The organism is Halovenus marina (genome assembly GCF_051414115.1).
Lineage (GTDB): Archaea > Halobacteriota > Halobacteria > Halobacteriales > Haloarculaceae > Halovenus > Halovenus marina.
The window spans coordinates 2,457,276-2,473,024 of sequence record NZ_JBLKNZ010000001.1; the positions used below are offsets into that span (position 1 = coordinate 2,457,276).

Sequence of the window (15,749 nt, forward strand, 5' to 3'; positions counted from 1 at the left end):
CAGATGACCGACACCGGGCGACCGACGCGAACGAGTACGTGGCTCGTTGCGGGACTCACAATCGGGGCCATCGTACTGTTGCTCGGGGTCGTCAGTGAGACGCCGAGACCGACGCTCGTCGGGGTGGCCGGAGCGGTCACGCTCGCAGTCGCGCTCGGCGCTCTCTCGGGATCCGGTCGCGACGGCGTCCGCGCTGGGCTGTTCGGATTTCTGGTCGTGCCGCTCGGAGCCAGCCTCCTCGTCGCTGTCTTCGGGACGGCGCTGCTCGTCGGCCAGTCCGTGTTCCCAGTCGCTGACCGTGCGCTCATCTCGGCGCGCTCGCTCGTCGTGGTCGGTCACGTCGGGCTTGCGCTTGGCTGTGTCGTCGCGGCCTTCGGCGTCGCGCTCGCTGTCCGCTCCCGGTTCGAGCAATCGGCAGTCACGACCGCGACACACATCACTGTCGTGGCCGGGATACTCCCGACCGCAACGGGGATCGTCCTCCTGTCCGGGACGGTCCTTCGGGGCGACTCCGAGGCCAGCGACCTCGTCAATACGGCCATCGAAACTGGCGTCGGAATCGTGCTCGCCCCCGAGTCGCCCGGTCTCCATCTGGCGACGTTTCTGTTCATCGTCGCCGTCTGGGCCGCGTGCAGTCGCCTGGCACTCGATACGCTGCCCGTCGCCGAGTTGCTCGCGGACCGGGGACTCGGTCGGGCCAGCGAGCGGCGAGTGAGTGCCGTCGCGCAGACGCTCATGACCGTTACAATCATCGCCAGCCTCCTCGCAGTTCCCGCGTTTCTGGTCCAACTCGAACTGTCGCGGTCGGAACTGACAGACCTGATCAGCCCAGGGCTGTACAGCACGATTCGGTCGCTCACGACGGCCGCGCCGCTCCGAGTGTTGCTCGTCGGAACCGGAGCCCTCGCGCTTGCGGCTGTGGTCGGGAGCGTCGCGGTTCGCCGGAGTGTGCGACAGTCAGGAGCCACCAGACGAATCGTCGGGGCGATCGGCGGCGGTGCTGCCCTTACCGTCTGTGCAGCCGTGCTCGCACAGCCAGCCTACGACTGGTTCGTCACGGCGACGGCGGACCGACTCCCCGGGGCGACCGAGTCACAGTTTCGAGAGGTCATGACACTGCTCGCAGACGCCTTCGGCGAGGTGACGCTCGTGACACTGGTGACTGCAGGGGTTGCGGGCGTGACCGCGACGGCGCTTGCTCTGTTCGCACTCGTCCTCTGGCTGGACTATCTGGACGAACGGACTGCTGGCGTCTCGCTGGGCGCGGCCGGTCTGTTCGTCGGGACGGCCTTCGCGGGGACGCTCGGGGCCACGTTCTGGCTGGTCGCAAGCGGCGTACTCGCCAGCCTCGTCGTCTGGGATCTGGGCCAGTTCGGGAGCACGCTCGGGCGGGAGATGGGGAGACACACCGAGACCCGAAGCGTCGAACTCGTCCACGCGGGCGCGTCAGTCGCAGTCGGACTGGTCGGCGTCGGGGTCGCGCTGGCGCTTGGAACGGTCGACCTCCCCACCGTGTCAGTCTCCGTGGAAACCGTCGCCGCGCTCGCGCTCGTCGCGTCTGGACTCGTGGCGCTCGTCGTGTCCCTCACCGCTGCTCGTTGACAGCCGGAACCGCGACGTTGTCGAGGACGTCTGCCAGCACGTCGGCCCGACTCGTTTCGCGAACGTTCGCGTCAGCGGTCAACACGAGACGGTGGGCAAACACCGGCTGGACGAGTCGCTTGATGTCGTCGGGAACCACGTAGGAGCGACCGGCGATGGTCGCTCTGGCCCGTGCGGCCTCAAACAGTCGCTGGATCCCGCGTGGGGAGACACCGACTTCGACGCGCTCGTCGACGCGGGTCTGTCGACCCAGCGTCACCACGTAATCCCGCAATCGCGGGTCGACATCGACGCCCTCCGGCACCTGCTGCATCTCGGGGACGCGCTCGGCGGAGATGACGGGATCGATGGTCGGCGTCTGCGCGGCGCGTCCGGCACGGCGGTCGAGCAGGAGACGCTCGCCCTCGGCGCTGGGATAGCCCATCCCGGCCTTGATCATGAATCGGTCGCGCTGTGCCTCCGGGAGTCCGAAGGTCCCCTCCTGCTCGACGGGGTTCTGGGTCGCGATGACGAAGAAGGGATCGGGCAGGTCGTGGGTCTCGCCGTCGACGGTGACCTGCCGTTCGCCCATCGCCTCGAGCAGCGCGGCCTGTGTCTTCGGCGGCGCGCGGTTGATCTCGTCTGCGAGCACGACGTTGGCGAACACCGGGCCGGGAGCGAACTCGAACTCGCCGGTCGACTCGCGGTAGATGTTCGACCCCGTGATGTCACCCGGCAGCAGGTCGGGCGTGAACTGGATCCGCTGGAAGGAAAGCCCAAGCGCCCGAGCGAAACTACGCGCAGTCAGCGTCTTGCCAGTGCCGGGAACGTCTTCCAGCAGGACGTGTCCTCGGGCGAGAATCCCCGTCATCACCGTCTCCAGAAACGAGCGGTCGGCGATGACTGCCTCCCCGATTGCGTCGAGGACGCGGTCAGAGAGTTCCCCCGCAGTATCGTGATCCATGTCAGCAAGGACGGCCGTGAGCCCAAAAGGGTTCCCGGTTTGCTCCCGTCCGGAGCGACCCCCAATCAGCGGAACTCGAACCCCTGTTTGTCGTCGACGAGTCGCCCGGTGATCCCCGCCCCGAAGGCGTACGCCAGCCGCTGGGATCCACGCCCGAGTCGCTCGGTCAGCCCGAACGCTGGCTTGAACTCCTGAATCGTGATTTGGGTATCGAGCGTGTCTTCCAGCGCCTCGGTCACGTCCTCGCGGGTGCCGAGTTCGTCGACAAGTCCCTCTTCGTGGGCCTGACTGCCCAGATAGACGCGCGCTTCCGTGTCGCGGATCGCCTCGGCGTCCATCTCGCGCCGCTGTGCGACGCTCTCGACGAACTTGTCGTAGTAGGTGTCGACGATCCCCTGAAGGTACTCGCGCTCGTAAGGTTCGAGTTCCTTGAGCGGGGTCCCCGCGTCCTTGTACTCGCCAGCGGTGAACTGCTCGTAGGTCAGGCCCAGTCGGTCAGCGAGATCAGCCGCGGTCACGCGCGACCCGATGACGCCGATAGAACCGACGATGCTGCCCTCACGCGCCCAGATCTCGTCACACCCGCTTGCGATCTCGTAGCCGCCGCTGGCGCAGGTGTCGACGGCGTAGGCCACCGTCGGCCCGTCGAACCGCTCGGCGGCGAGTTTGATGTCCTCGCTCGGAACGATTTCGCCGCCGGGCGTGTTCAGGCGCACGAGCAACGCATCGACGCTCGTGTCCTCGTCGGCACGCTCGATCTGCTCGACGATAGCATCCGCATCAGAACCGACGGGCCCGCGCGCGAGCGGGCCACCGCTCTGGTGTCTAGTGATCGGTCCCTCGACGCCAACTTCGGCGACGTTGTACGCGGGAAACAGCCCGTTCGCGATCGTTCCAGCGATCCGGAGGACGACCGGAATGGCCAGCACGACGAGAACGATGCCAAGTAGCTCTCGGCCGGATTCGGGAAACTCGACGAGGAGCAGCCACCCCCCGGCGATCCCGGCGACTGCGAGCGCAGCGAAGACGACGACCCGTGAGACGGTGTTCAGAACTCTCATCGGTGTTCTGAAAGTAGGTCTGTGGGGTGAAAAAGGCACGCTCTGTGCGGATATCTCCACGGCGGAGAAGCAATCAAGAGCGTCGAGGTGAAAGACATCAGTATGGCGACTCCAACTGTTGCGGACATCATGACGACGCCCGTCCTGACAGTCGACCCCGAGACGTCGGTCACCGAGATCGCGGCGGCGATGCGCGAGGAGGGGATCAACTCCATCGTGGTCACGAGCCCCGACTGCCAGCCCGAGGGGATCCTCACCTCGACGGACTTCGTCGACATCGTCTCCGGCGAGTCACCGGACGAGACGGCCACCGTGGGCGAGTACATGACGACCGACGTCGTGACAGCGACGGCGGACCTGACCGTGGCAGGGGCGGCAGCGGAGATGTTCGGTCACGACGTGGCACACCTGCCGGTCGTCGATGACGACGACGTGATCGGCATCGTGACCGCGCGCGACATCACGGAGTACGTCGCGACGTACGACCTCGATAGCTGACTGGCGGTCAACGAATTGTTAGTCCGCCGTCTCGACCGTCGTGAACGCCCGAAGCCCTTCGATTTCGGGGACGCGCTCGTGGGGGCGCTCGACAAGGATGTCACCGGCGCGCTGGTCTCCGACGCCCGGAATCGCCGTCAGTTCGTCCATCGTCGCATTGTTCACGTCGAGCGGGTACGGAACGCCGCTGACCGACCGGTAGCCGTGGTCGGTCACCGCCACGTCGATCACGGACCCGAGCGGGCGTTCGCCGGGCACCGCGACGAGCAGGGGGTAGGTCCCGAGTTGCCGACCGAAGGTTTTCCCGTCCTGGTGGTATTCGAGATGGACGTCCGGGAGTACGGTGCCCGCCGGAGCGAGTCGCTGCAGCATCGGATTGTCGATCTGTTCGCGAACCTCCTGCTTGTACCGTTTGAACTGCTGTTTGTGGTCGTGTGCGATCTCCGCACCCGTCTCTGCCATCTCGGTCCCCTCGAAGGCCATCACCTGCCGGATGTTGACCCGACGGAGCAGCAGTCCCTCGTCGTACACCCGCTGGAGGAACTGTCGGTTGTGCTCGAAGGTCTCCGCGCGCTCGCCCGCGAGTCCGTGGACGAGATTGATCCCCGGCAGGAGTTTCGGCAGTCGGGGCGCGTCGTCCATCCGGGAGCGCGGTCCGGGTGCATCGCCGTCCCACCCGCCCGGCGGCCCCTCCTCAGGTCGCCAGCCACCCTCCTCGTTGACGATCTCGACTGCTCGGAAACACTCCTCGGCGGTGACGTTGAGGTTGTTCTGCTCTTGCACCACGGGGTCGGCCGATTCGAGTCCGAAGGCAGCGGTGTCCCCCGGCGTGTTGTATTTGGCGATGATCCGGATCCCCTCACGGGCTTTCTCCGGCCACCGGACGATGGTGATCGGGTTCATATTGTCCAGATGAAGCGTCCCCAGATCGGGGACTGCCTCGTGGATGCCACGGTACAGTTCCCGAAGCGCGTCGGGGTTGGGCGCTTCGCCGTCGCCGCCGTAGGCGAGGATGTCGGCCTGTCGCCCGAGTCGGAAGTGACTCGCACCGTGGTCCGCGAGCGCCGAGACTTCGCCGACGACCGACGACGGGGACCGAAAGCTCGGGTCCGCGCCGTAGAGCGGTTCGGTACAGAACGAGCAACGATACGGACAGCCTCGCGAGGTCTCCATCTCGCAGATGAGATACTCGGGGTGGTTCGGATGCTGTTCGACGACGAACGCACCCTTCCGTGCCCATCGGCTGATCTCGTCGTTGTCGCGCATCCGGTTTCCAAAGCCCTCCATACCGCCGTGAACGAGGTCGTAGGCGGCGGCCTCGACGTCGCCTTTCGCGACGAAGTCGTAATCCAAGTCGTCGCGTGCAGTCTCGGTCGCACCCTCGTTTTTCTCACCAACCCCAAAGCGCACCGGGCCGCCCATCAGGGTCGTTCCGTTTGCGGTCCACGCGAGGCGTTTGACCTCGTCGGGTTCGGCCGGTGTGCCGCCGACGTAACTGCCGGGGACGGTCATGCCGCCGACGTAGACGAGTAGATCCGCGGACTCGACGGAGTGCCAGCGCTCCTGCTCTTCCCGAAGCGCATCGATGGTGTGATAGCGGATCTGTCCTTCGGGGACGCCTGCGTCCACCAGCGCGCCAGCGACGTAGCGGGGATACGTCGAGATGTAGGGCGGAACGCCGAAATGTGCCGGCTCGTCGACGTAGCCGTCGACGATAGTCACCTCGAGGTGTGCCGGATCGGTCATACGCGCTGTTGTCGCTCGATACGCAAAACGGTGTCTACACGCGGCGACGCCGGGTCGGCGAGGACGCGAATGAGACGAACAGACCCGGGAGTGTTCCGTCACAGTCCGAAAAGAAAGGGAATCCGCCGGAGCGTGGGGTTTGAGGGGTCGTCGGGGGAGTCAGGCTTCGATTGCGTCGGCGGCCTGCTCTGAGACTTCCTCGATCTGGGCCTGCACGTCCTCGACAGTCTGTTCGAGTTCGCCGACCTGCTCTGCGACCTGCTCGGTTGCCTCGACCGACTGCGTCTCGAACTGCCCGTGGGCGTCCAGCACGAGTTCGAGCTGTTCGTCGAGCGCTTCGAGGTACTCGGCGCTGAACTCGTCGTAGGCGTCCATGCTCTCGTCGACGTTCGCGAACACTTCGTCGTAGGCCTCCGCGTGGGCTTCGAGCAGTTCGTCGTAGCCGTCGTCAACGGCGGTTCGGAGCTGACCGATCACTGCTTCGACGCCCGGAACGTTCGCCTCCATGAAGTCGAAGGTCTCGGTGACTGCACCGTGGGATGTCTCCACGAGCGTCTGCTGGGCCTGCTGCTGGCTCTCCAGACCGCTCACGAAGGCCTGTCCGAACTGCTTCTGGAGTTCGATGGACTGTTCGAGGGCGTCCTGTCCCTGCTTGATCGACTGGCGCTGCATCTCGAATGTCGCCGTCACGGGTGTGGTGTAATCCACCATTGTAGTACTACCTACAGGTCGAGAGAGTATAAAGGTTGCGTCTATTACCACGTGATACCATTCAATACCATCGAAAGGTGTAGATCTGCTCAGGGCGAGGGAACGGTTCCAGTATCGCGCGAAGTACTGTCGGACGGGGTCGGATGACAGAGAGATGTACCGCTATTCGACAGTTTGAGACCCACTACGTATAATTTCCTTCGTGAGAAAGAACTCTAGCGGTCGCGCTCGACGACGAATTCAGCGAGGTCGCGGAGATAGTCAACTGGCTCGGAATCCGGGATATCCACCGATTTCAGCGCCTCCCGAGCGGCTTCCGACTCCGAGCGGGCGCGTCTGTTCGCCGCCTCCGGCGAGAGGTCGGTCACCTCGACGATCGACGGCCGGTCCATCTCCGCGTCGTGGCCAGCGGGCTTGCCGAGCTGTTCGGCGTCCGCAGTGGCATCGAGGACGTCGTCGCGCATCTGGAAGGCCACGCCGACGCGTTCGGCGTACTGCCCGAACGCTTCGACGGTGTAGACGTCGGCGTCGGCCGCGATTGCACCCAGTTCTGCGGCGGCCCGGAACAGCGCGCCGGTCTTGCGCCGCGCCAGTTCCATGTACTCCGCCTCGGAGACGGGGCGGTCTGCGAGTTCCATCGCTTCGCCTTCCCCGAGTTGCACCATCGCTTCGGAGACGGCCTCCATCGCTCGCTCGTCGGTCGAAAACAGCGCAAACGCCTCCCCGAGCAACCCGTCCGAGGCGATGATCGCCGACCCGTGGCCGAACGCTGCCCACGCGGCGGGCGTTCCCCGGCGGAGTTCCGACTCGTCGATGATGTCGTCGACGACCAGCGAAGCGTTGTGGACGAATTCGATGCCAGCGGCGAATTCGACCGCCGTGTCGACGTCGCCGCCGAGTGTCTCACAGACCAGCACCGTCACCATCGGCCGAACGCGCTTGCCGCCCGACAGCGTCACGTGACGCACCTGCTCGCGCAACGCCGCGGGCTCTGTCCCGTCGAGCACCGCTTCGAGGCGTGTCTCGATGCGGTCCCGACGCTCGTTCAGATACTCCATCAGGCGGAGTTACGACCCTGCAAACAAGTACGTGACGAACCGATTCGTCGGAGCCGGGCATTTTTTATTGGATGGCCGCGTAGTGAGGGAGGAACCCTGTATGTATGGAAACACGTCGTTCGGGGACGGGTCGACCGGTCGCGAACTGAACGCCGAACAACGGAAGGTCCTTCGACAGAACCTCTCGCAGGTCGCCCAGCGCACGCGAGAACTGCTCCCGGGCGAGTTCGTCGTCGGCTCCGAACTCACCGAGGGTGCCGACGGCACGCGCGCGACAGTCGCAGTGCAGCCGCCGATCGGTGCCGCTGTCAGCGCCGACTACGTGCCCGACGATGGCGTCAGCATCGACGACACCGAGCGAAACGACATCGCTGCGGGACTCGCAGCAAGCGCCGCGCTTCAGGTCAAGCAGGCCATCCGCGAGGATACCTCACCGACCGCCAAATAGCTGCGTCGTCTTCTGTACTGGACGCGATTACTGTTCTGGCGGCCGATAGAACAGCACGTATCCGAGACAGCCAGTCGAGAGTACGGCGGCTGTCGCGAGCGCTCGGGTCTGCTCGACCGACGAGAGTGCCCCAGTGAGCACCGCCACCGCGAAGAGACAGCCGATGACGAACAGCGACACATCGTGTCGGGTGACCGCTGTCTCTACCTGTGATACTCGCACTGTATTCTGTATATTCACCGATAGTAATTAAATATTATTACTCTGCCGGAGCGATTGTGTCGTATTCACTGCCACAGTCAGGTCGCTCGTGCGATGGGGCTTTGGTGTTCGTCCACATAATCGGGGGTATGCACGTCGCCTTGGTCACTGTCGGGGACGAACTGCTCGCGGGGGAGACGGTCAACACCAACGCCGCGTGGCTGGGCCGTCGTCTCGCCGAGCGAGGCGCAGACCTCGAACGAGTCACCGTCGTCCCGGACCGCGTGGCCGACATCGCACAGGTCGTCAACGAGTACCGGGCAACGTACGACGCGGTGATCGTCACCGGCGGACTCGGGCCGACACACGACGACGTGACGATGGAAGCCGTCGCGGCCGCGTTCGGGACGGAACTGGCTCCGAGCGCGGAAGTCGCGGAGTGGCTCGAAACCGAGGGTGGATACAGCGCCGACGACCTCGCGGAGGGGACGACACACATCCCGAAGGGTTCGCAGTTGCTCCGGAATCCAAACGGCGTCGCGCCGGGGTGTCAGATCGACTCCGTGTACGTCCTCGCTGGCTTGCCCGACGAGATGCGCGGGATGTTCGAGGAAATCGCCGCGGAGTTCACCGGCACGGCGCGTCACGTCGAAGTCGTGGAAACGAGCGAACCCGAGAGCGCGCTGCTCGACCGGGTACAGACCCTTCGCGAGGAGTTCGACGTGAAGGTGGGGAGCTATCCGGGCGAGAACGTCAGGCTTCGCGTGGAAGGGACGGAGGAACAGACAGTCACCGAGGCGATGGCGTGGCTGCGCGAACGCGTCGAGACGCCAGCAGACGAAGCGAACTCGACGAACTAGAGCCCGAGAGCGCCCGGGCGCACTCTCACTTGTCGATAACGACGAAGTCGGTGTCTCGCGTCCAGAGCGCGTACAGAGGGACGACGTGCTCCAGCGTCGCGTAGACGGGGACGAACAACAGCAGCACGGCGCCCTTGAGACCGCCGACCCGCCACGCGCCCACACCGATCGTTCCCGCGTATATCAGGGTTCCGACCGCCAGAAGCACGACGAACCAGACCGGCAGCACGACCCCGTGTCCGAAGAACCACAGCGGCAGGAATATCCAACTCGATGCGACGGCGGTGGTCCAGGTGAGGATGCGCGCGCCGACCACAATCCGCGTTGCGAACGGGGCGTTCGGGAGGTATCGCGCGATCCCCAGATACCAGCGGGACCGCTGTTTCAGGAACGAGGTGACGTCGTGCGGGCTGAGGACGCTGACACGGGTTTTGCTCTGCCAGACGGAGATGTCGCGGTCGACCAGTTCGAGCGCGAACGCGAAGTCCTCGACGATCGTGTCCCGGTCGAACCCGATATCAGTGAGGACATCGCCGCGAGCACAGAGTAACTCGCCGTGAAAGCCGAGATACGGGGTTCCGAGAACGCCAGTGAACAGCCGGTAGATCGAGTGGTCGTCGACGAGCCGGATGTGGTCGGCCATGAACGTCACCAGTGATCGGCCAGAGCGCGGGACGAGCACGGGATTCATCGCGCGATAGCCGCGCGCCTCGTAGTGGGGTATCTCGTACAGGAACCGGTCGTCGAGGATGCGGTTGTCGTCGTCGATGAACCCGTACCAGTACTCGGGCGCGTCTGCGACGACCGTCTCGATGAAGTAGTGCATCGCCCGACCCTTGGCGACTGCGTCGCAGTCGAACGAGTCCGGAACGACGACGGTCGAGATGTCCTCGCGACCCACAAGTTCGGCCTGGAGGTCACTTCCTTCGTCGAGCACGCAGTAGATGTCGTACTCCGAGAAGCGCTCGGTGGTGTGATCGAGCGTCTCGCGGAGCGCGGGGCCGACGTGCTCGTCGGCGACTGTCGTGATCACCAGCCTGACGTTCTCGGCTCGCTCGTCGCTCCGGTCGGGGTCGTAGCGCAGCGAGAGTAGCAAGCCAGATCCCATCATCAGGGTGAAGACGATACCGACGAAGACGCCGAGTAGCTGGATCAACGTGACGAGTTCAGGCCAGATCATCGTGAGGTGAGCGCAGTGTGTTGTGTCGTGCTATTTCGGGGTCGATCGATCGAACAGTGCTGGCGGAACCGAATCGGTTGCCACACGGCGTCTCTCAGCCCCCTCCAGCGGATGTAGTAACGGTCTGTTGACTTCCGGCGGTCCACTTGCCCTCGTCACTCTGGGCGTACGCCTGCACGACGTAGGTCGTCTCAGAGTCGAGACCGGTCACGTCCGCGCTGTACGGTCCGGGGCTGGTCGTCGACGATCCGGTCCACCAGGTCAGCGTCGAGCCCTTCTGGCCCTGCTTCCAGTAGGTGAAGTAGACCGTTGCGCTGTCGTAATCGCCAAGTCCGGTCAGTTCGCCGTTCAGCGTGGCCGAATCGGACGCAACAGCGGTTGCCTTGTCGGTCGTGACGCTGTAGGCCTGATCGGCCTGGGTGGTGAACGTCTTGACCGGCCCGGCCTTCCACTCGCCCTCGTTGCTCTGCCCGAACGCCCGGTACGCGTAGGCCGTGCCGGGGTCGAGTTCGACCGTGGTGTTGAACGGCCCTGTCGAATTCTGCACCGAGCCAGTGTACCAGGTCAGCGTCGATTCCTTCTGGCCCTGCTCCCAGTAGGTGAAGTAGACCGTCGCGTTGTCGTTGTCACCGAGATTGAGAAGTTCACCGTTCAGCGTCGCGGTTTCGACACCGACCTCCGTCGGGTCGTCGGTCGTCGCGCCGAAGAACTGTCCGATCGGCGTCGTGAACGTCTTCGTCTGTCCAACTTTCCAGTCGCCGTCGCCGCTCTCGGCGAGGGTCTGCCACATGTAGGTCGTACTCGGGCTGAGAACGACATCCAGGTCGAATTCGCCGGACTGGGTCATCGTCTCGCCGTCGTACCAGTACGTGGTCTCGGGCTGACCCTGCACCCAGAACCGGACGTAGGTTGTGGCTTCGCTCTTGTCTCCGAGCGTGAGATCACCGCTCAGAGTGGCACTGGCGTTGGTGGCCGTGCTCGTGTTGATGACGACATCGCTCGCCTGCCCCGTCGAGACGCCGTACGTACCGACATCGGTCTCATCGGTGACCGAGATGGTGACGGTATCGGTGTCGGTCGCTCCGTCGTCGTCGGTGACTTCGAGCTCGAAGGTGAGCGTCGTCGGGCTGTCGACGTCCGGCGCGTCGAACGTCGGTGCCGCCGAACTGGCGTCCGAGAGCGTCACCGAAGGGCCGTCGGTCTGCGTCCAGGCGTAGGTCTCGATCGAGCCGTCCGAGTCAGCCGACCCAGCGGCGTCGAGCGCCACCGTCGTCCCCTCGTCGACTGTCTGGTTGTCGCCAGCGTCGGCTGTCGGTGCCTCGTTCTGGGCCTGCACAGTAACGGTCAGGTCGCCGCTACCGATTACCGATGCACCATCGGCTGGGTTGATTCCCGACCCTTCCCCCGAGATCGTGTAGGTTCCGGGCGACGCAGTCTCGGGAACCTGCACGGTGTAGGTGACGGTGTGACTGCCGTTGACGCCGTCGTTGTCGCCTTCGAGCCACACCCATGCGGGTTCGGGCGGACCGTAGGAGCCGCCGTCGTCAGTGTGGCTCACGACGGTCCAGCCCGATGGGAGCGTAACATCGATTCCCGGCGAGTTGATGTCCTCGTAGTCGAGGGTCACGTTTGCGGAGACGGTTCCACCCGGCGAGACCGTCGTCGGAGATGTCGCACTCTGCGTGAGCGAGACGCTCGGCTGTGTGCTGAGCGGTTGCACGGTGATAGCGACAGTGTCGGTGTCGGTGCCCCCGTTCCCGTCGGAGACAGTGACCATGAATTCGAGCGTCGTCGGGGTCGTAACGCTCGGGGCGGTAACCGTCGGCTGGGCGGCAGCGGCGTCGCTCAACGACACGTCGGGGCCGCTCGTCTGCGACCACGTGTAGGTGATCGTGTCGCCGTCCGGATCCGACGACCCGGACGCATCGAGGCTCACAGACGCGCCCTCGTCGACTGTCTGGTCCTGCCCGGCGTCCGCTGTCGGCGGCTGGTTCGTCTCGACTGGCTGAACAGTGACCTCGACGGTATCGGTGTCAGTGTTCCCGTTTCCGTCGCTCACTTCGACCTCGAAGCTGAGTGTCGTCGCGCTTTCCACGGTCGGTGCCGTGAACGTCGGCTGAGCCGCGGAAGCATCCGAGAGCGTCACGCCGGTGCCCGCGTCGTCTGTGACCGTCCACGAGTAACTGAGCGAGTCACCGTCCGGGTCACTGGATCCGGATGCGTCCAGCGTGACGACCGTCTCCTCGTCGACCGTCTGATCACTGCCAGCGTCCGCAGTGGGTGCCTGCTGTTCGTCGACAGTGATGACAAGGTCGTCAGTGCTGGAGACGAACGAACTATCAGCGGGATCGATAGCCGTTCCGTCCGCACTGATCGTGTACGTCCCCTGCGCGGCGTCGGACGGAACCTGAACCGTGTAGGTGACGGTGTGACTGCCGTTGACGCCGTCGTTGTCGCCTTCGAGCCACACCCATGCGGGTTCGGGCGGACCGTAGGAGCCGCCGTCGTCAGTGTGGCTCACGACGGTCCAGCCCGATGGCAGGGTCGCATCGATCCCGGGCGAGTTGACCTCCCCATAGTTCATCGTCGCTTCGACGGTGACCGTGTCACCGGGAGCGACCGTGGACCCGGACTGCGTTGTCTGTGATATCGATACAGTCGGCTGTGCGGCCGCGACGCCGACCAGCCCGGTCGCCGAGACGACGACCAGCAGGGCGACGGCGGTTACGAGCAGCCATCTGGTTCGTGTGGTGCGTGTGGTCATAGGGAATCTCCGTGGTTGTCGATCGTGGGTCCGTGTTCGCAAGTCGGTGCGCGCCAGGTCTCCAGGTCAGCCGAGGCTGTCGACTCGAATACCTGGAGCGTCCCTCTCTCGGGCGGTGGCCACTCGACCGCGTCGCGTGGCCGTTCGTTCCGTGGGCGGGAGCGGCCGCCCTCTGATGACTGCATCATCGGTCTGGGCCCTCCAAGCTATGAGCAGAGCCGAAGGATTGGACTGCGGTCGAACTGCTCCCGTCACCGACAGTCTCCCCGGTCGCCCAGAGGTTGATCAGCTGTAGGATCTCTCCAAAGCCGATTGTCTCGCCGCCAGTACCCGGCACTGGAGCACCAGCTTTCCACCAGTCGACAGCGAGCTGCAGTTCCGAGGCGGTTATCGTACCGTCGGAACCTGCAACTGCCTCGGGAACCGTCTGCGTGGTGACTCGGGCCTCCAGCCAGTCGGCGTGGTCGTACGACGTATCGCCATCTCCGTCTGCGACGAGCGTGAGCACGCTGACGCCGGACACGTCGACATCGATGGAGACTGTCCCTTCTGGGTGGGTCACCGGCCCCTTCTCTGCGAGGATCTGGCCGTCACCGAGTACCCGGAACACGACGCCGTTTCCGCCCGCGTTTCCGCCGGTGAACTCGCCGCCCTTCTCGTCCATGCCGACCAGTGCCTTGAATCGGGCCACCTGCTGGTCCAGACAGTACCGTATCTCCGAGGTGGCGTGCGTCCCGATTCCTTTGTCGTAGGTCTGCCCGTCGACCTGCAGTGGGCTTCCGGAGACGGCCTCGTCCCTGCCGAAGTCGGTGAAGGTGTAACCGACGGTGAAGTCTATCGGCTCGATGTCGCTGAGGTACGTGTCGCTCGTGGGCGGGTCGGTCGCGTCAGTGTTGATCGACTCGAAGTCGAACCAGAGGACTGGGTTCGCACTCGTCGACGGGTCCGACTGGTCGAGTTCGCTCGCACCGAGGGCTTGCCGGTGAATCCGGACTCGGTCGATAACCGTCCCATCTGTGAGGTTGCGCTCCTGATTCCCGAAGTTACGCCCGATTTCGACGGGACTCGTTGTGTCCGCGAGCGTCCCCGAGAACGCAACGCTGTCTTTCTCCTCGCCATCGACGTAGAGTTTGACCGCGCTGCCGTCGAACACGCCAGCGAGGTGGTGCCAGGTGCCTTGCCAGTCATCGGGAACGGGGGATTGTGGGGTGTAGAACGTCCCATCCGAACTGACAGCGAATTCGAGTTGGCCATTCGCTGGGTTGTCCAGCGAGGTTCGGTGAAGCGAGTACTGGCCCGTGTCTCCTACCTTCGTCAGGTACGGCTCGTAGCCGTTTCCGCCTTCATTCGGGTCGGTTGGGTTCACCCAGCACTCGACCGTGAGCGGTGGATCCGTAACGTCGATGCTGGGACTTTCCTCGACGGTGACGTACCCACCGTTGAACGCCAGGCCCTGACCGTCCTTGGCGGCTACCTGTGACACGTTCCCCGTGAGCGACCCGTCGTTTCCGTTGGTGGTCAGGTCGGGGACGGTTTTGAAGACCGGACAGCCCTCGTCGTCTGTGTTGTCGGAGTCCGTACTGTCGATACTGATCGACTGGACAGTTGTGGGGCCGTTCTGCTTGGCGCTGTCACTGATACTGATGCTCTCGCGGGGCGCGTTCGTGTCACTCCGGTTGATCTGGTCGATGTAGCCCCCGCTGTAGGTCACGTCGAACTCCTTGAGTTCGAGTTCGAGCGTGTCTGACCCCACCGTGCCGACGAGGTAATTCAGGTTCGTGTGCGTCCCCCAGAGGGACCCGTGGACGATCTGCCAGATACCGTCGACCTCGTCGGTGGTGATGGCGTGATGTTCGCCACACAGGTAGACGTCGACGCCGTACTGCTTCATCGCCTGCCAGAATCCGGACGACCGGCCGCCCTCCAGATACAGCCCGCTCGAGTTCCGGGTGTTGACGCCTCGAATCACCGGCACGTGGCCCTGGACGACGATGAAGTCCTTGTCCTGATGGTTCGAGAGGGTGTTCTCGAACCACGTGAGCTGGTCGCCGGTGACGCTCAGATGCGCATTACCGTCTTTCAGTTCCCACGTGTCTACGGTGATAAACACGGCGTTGTCCTTGACGAAGGAGTAGGCCAATTCCTGTTTTCCCGCCGGGCCGTTCGTGGGGTGGTCGAAGATCTCCACGAACTTCTGTTCGAACGTGGGCACCAGATCCAGCTTCCAGTCGGGCCAGTCGTTGTCGCCCCGTTCGTGGTCACCGGGGGCGACATACACCGGGAGATTGCTGTCGTCGAACCGCTGTCTGTATCCGCCCCAGTACTTGTCGGCCTCTGTCTCGACCTGCTGGGTGTCCGACCACCACCGGGCGTCCATGATGTCCCCCGCGGAGAGGGCGAAATCGGCGCCCTCCACGGCGGTAAGCTGGTTGAAAAACCAGTCGATCGCGTCCTCCCAGTTTGACTGGGGGTTGGCGATGTCCCAGTTGTACATGTCCGGGACGCTCACGAAGGTGGTCTCGTCGGGTTGCGTCTGCTGTCCGACGGTCAGACCCGGTGCCAGCCCGGCGAGACCGAGTGCCGATGTTCCGCGAAGCACATCTCTGCGACGGATTCCACGTTCCGTCGGTGCCGAATCGTTGGGTGTGTCGGTGTCGGTGTGTGAGTTGTTCATGGT

General features: G+C 64.5%; 13 protein-coding genes. 4 read left to right on the forward strand and 9 right to left on the reverse strand.

The annotated features are described in order from the left end of the window. Positions 1–3: 3 nt before the first annotated feature. A complete protein-coding gene (locus ACMGFL_RS12520; protein ID WP_436935868.1) occupies positions 4–1,602 on the forward strand; it encodes a DUF7519 family protein in 1,599 nt (532 codons plus the stop codon). On the opposite strand, the gene ACMGFL_RS12525 is transcribed toward ACMGFL_RS12520, so the two are convergent. Continuing rightward, positions 1,586–2,545: an AAA family ATPase gene (locus ACMGFL_RS12525; RefSeq protein ID WP_436935869.1), complete on the reverse strand. Its 960-nt coding sequence runs from the start codon at positions 2,543–2,545 to the stop codon at positions 1,586–1,588. The genes ACMGFL_RS12520 and ACMGFL_RS12525 overlap by 17 nt on opposite strands. A 65-nt stretch (positions 2,546–2,610) precedes the next feature. Next, a complete protein-coding gene (gene sppA / locus ACMGFL_RS12530; protein WP_436935870.1) occupies positions 2,611–3,606 on the reverse strand; it encodes a signal peptide peptidase SppA in 996 nt (331 codons plus the stop codon). Positions 3,607–3,708: 102 nt separating this feature from the next. On the opposite strand from sppA, the gene ACMGFL_RS12535 reads away from it, so the two are divergent. Beyond that, on the forward strand, positions 3,709–4,104 hold the full coding sequence (locus tag ACMGFL_RS12535) for a CBS domain-containing protein (RefSeq protein ID WP_436935871.1): 396 nt from the start codon (positions 3,709–3,711) through the stop codon (positions 4,102–4,104). Between the two features lie 18 nt (positions 4,105–4,122). Here the strand turns inward: ACMGFL_RS12535 and ACMGFL_RS12540 are convergent, their stop codons facing one another. The 3 genes from ACMGFL_RS12540 to ACMGFL_RS12550 form a co-directional block, all read right to left on the reverse strand. Beyond that, on the reverse strand, positions 4,123–5,850 hold the full coding sequence (locus ACMGFL_RS12540) for a radical SAM protein (RefSeq protein WP_436935872.1): 1,728 nt from the start codon (positions 5,848–5,850) through the stop codon (positions 4,123–4,125). 159 nt (positions 5,851–6,009) lie between these two features. Further along, complete coding sequence (locus ACMGFL_RS12545) at positions 6,010–6,561, reverse strand: hypothetical protein (protein ID WP_436935873.1); 552 nt, start codon at positions 6,559–6,561, stop codon at positions 6,010–6,012. Between the two features lie 215 nt (positions 6,562–6,776). Then, positions 6,777–7,619, reverse strand: a complete 843-nt coding sequence (locus ACMGFL_RS12550; RefSeq protein ID WP_436935874.1) for a polyprenyl synthetase family protein — start codon at positions 7,617–7,619, stop codon at positions 6,777–6,779. A gap of 100 nt (positions 7,620–7,719) precedes the next feature. Here ACMGFL_RS12550 and ACMGFL_RS12555 point away from each other — a divergent pair, with 100 nt between their 5' ends. Beyond that, complete coding sequence (locus ACMGFL_RS12555) at positions 7,720–8,067, forward strand: DUF5811 family protein (RefSeq protein ID WP_436935875.1); 348 nt, start codon at positions 7,720–7,722, stop codon at positions 8,065–8,067. A 27-nt stretch (positions 8,068–8,094) separates the two neighbouring features. Here the strand turns inward: ACMGFL_RS12555 and ACMGFL_RS12560 are convergent, their stop codons facing one another. Beyond that, a complete protein-coding gene (locus ACMGFL_RS12560) occupies positions 8,095–8,289 on the reverse strand; it encodes a DUF8015 family protein (RefSeq protein ID WP_436935876.1) in 195 nt (64 codons plus the stop codon). 128 nt (positions 8,290–8,417) lie between these two features. Here ACMGFL_RS12560 and ACMGFL_RS12565 point away from each other — a divergent pair, with 128 nt between their 5' ends. Next, positions 8,418–9,128, forward strand: a complete 711-nt coding sequence (locus tag ACMGFL_RS12565) for a competence/damage-inducible protein A (protein ID WP_436935877.1) — start codon at positions 8,418–8,420, stop codon at positions 9,126–9,128. A 25-nt stretch (positions 9,129–9,153) separates the two neighbouring features. Here the strand turns inward: ACMGFL_RS12565 and ACMGFL_RS12570 are convergent, their stop codons facing one another. The 3 genes from ACMGFL_RS12570 to ACMGFL_RS12580 all read right to left on the reverse strand — a co-directional run bounded on the left by ACMGFL_RS12570 (position 9,154) and on the right by ACMGFL_RS12580 (position 15,746). After that, complete coding sequence (locus ACMGFL_RS12570) at positions 9,154–10,308, reverse strand: glycosyltransferase family 2 protein (RefSeq protein ID WP_436935878.1); 1,155 nt, start codon at positions 10,306–10,308, stop codon at positions 9,154–9,156. Positions 10,309–10,402: 94 nt separating this feature from the next. Next, positions 10,403–13,072 carry a PKD domain-containing protein gene (locus ACMGFL_RS12575; RefSeq protein ID WP_436935879.1) on the reverse strand — a complete coding sequence of 890 codons (2,670 nt, stop codon included), beginning with the start codon at positions 13,070–13,072 and terminating at the stop codon, positions 10,403–10,405. A gap of 184 nt (positions 13,073–13,256) precedes the next feature. After that, positions 13,257–15,746, reverse strand: coding sequence for an NPCBM/NEW2 domain-containing protein (locus ACMGFL_RS12580; RefSeq protein ID WP_436935880.1), 2,490 nt, complete (start codon positions 15,744–15,746; stop codon positions 13,257–13,259). Between the last annotated feature and the right edge of the window lie 3 nt (positions 15,747–15,749).

Excerpts from the sequence above, each read along its gene's own strand:
- ACMGFL_RS12555 (WP_436935875.1), top strand. The coding sequence starts at position 7,720 with ATGTATGGAAACACGTCGTTCGGGGACGGGTCGACCGGTCGCGAACTG.
- ACMGFL_RS12565 (WP_436935877.1), top strand. The coding sequence starts at position 8,418 with ATGCACGTCGCCTTGGTCACTGTCGGGGACGAACTGCTCGCGGGGGAG.
- ACMGFL_RS12535 (WP_436935871.1), top strand. The coding sequence starts at position 3,709 with ATGGCGACTCCAACTGTTGCGGACATCATGACGACGCCCGTCCTGACA.
- ACMGFL_RS12545 (WP_436935873.1), bottom strand. The coding sequence starts at position 6,561 with ATGGTGGATTACACCACACCCGTGACGGCGACATTCGAGATGCAGCGC.
- ACMGFL_RS12580 (WP_436935880.1), bottom strand. The coding sequence starts at position 15,746 with ATGAACAACTCACACACCGACACCGACACACCCAACGATTCGGCACCG.
- ACMGFL_RS12550 (WP_436935874.1), bottom strand. The coding sequence starts at position 7,619 with ATGGAGTATCTGAACGAGCGTCGGGACCGCATCGAGACACGCCTCGAA.
- sppA (WP_436935870.1), bottom strand. The coding sequence starts at position 3,606 with ATGAGAGTTCTGAACACCGTCTCACGGGTCGTCGTCTTCGCTGCGCTC.
- ACMGFL_RS12525 (WP_436935869.1), bottom strand. The coding sequence starts at position 2,545 with ATGGATCACGATACTGCGGGGGAACTCTCTGACCGCGTCCTCGACGCA.
- ACMGFL_RS12570 (WP_436935878.1), bottom strand. The coding sequence starts at position 10,308 with ATGATCTGGCCTGAACTCGTCACGTTGATCCAGCTACTCGGCGTCTTC.
- ACMGFL_RS12575 (WP_436935879.1), bottom strand. The coding sequence starts at position 13,072 with ATGACCACACGCACCACACGAACCAGATGGCTGCTCGTAACCGCCGTC.
- ACMGFL_RS12520 (WP_436935868.1), top strand. The coding sequence starts at position 4 with ATGACCGACACCGGGCGACCGACGCGAACGAGTACGTGGCTCGTTGCG.
- ACMGFL_RS12540 (WP_436935872.1), bottom strand. The coding sequence starts at position 5,850 with ATGACCGATCCGGCACACCTCGAGGTGACTATCGTCGACGGCTACGTC.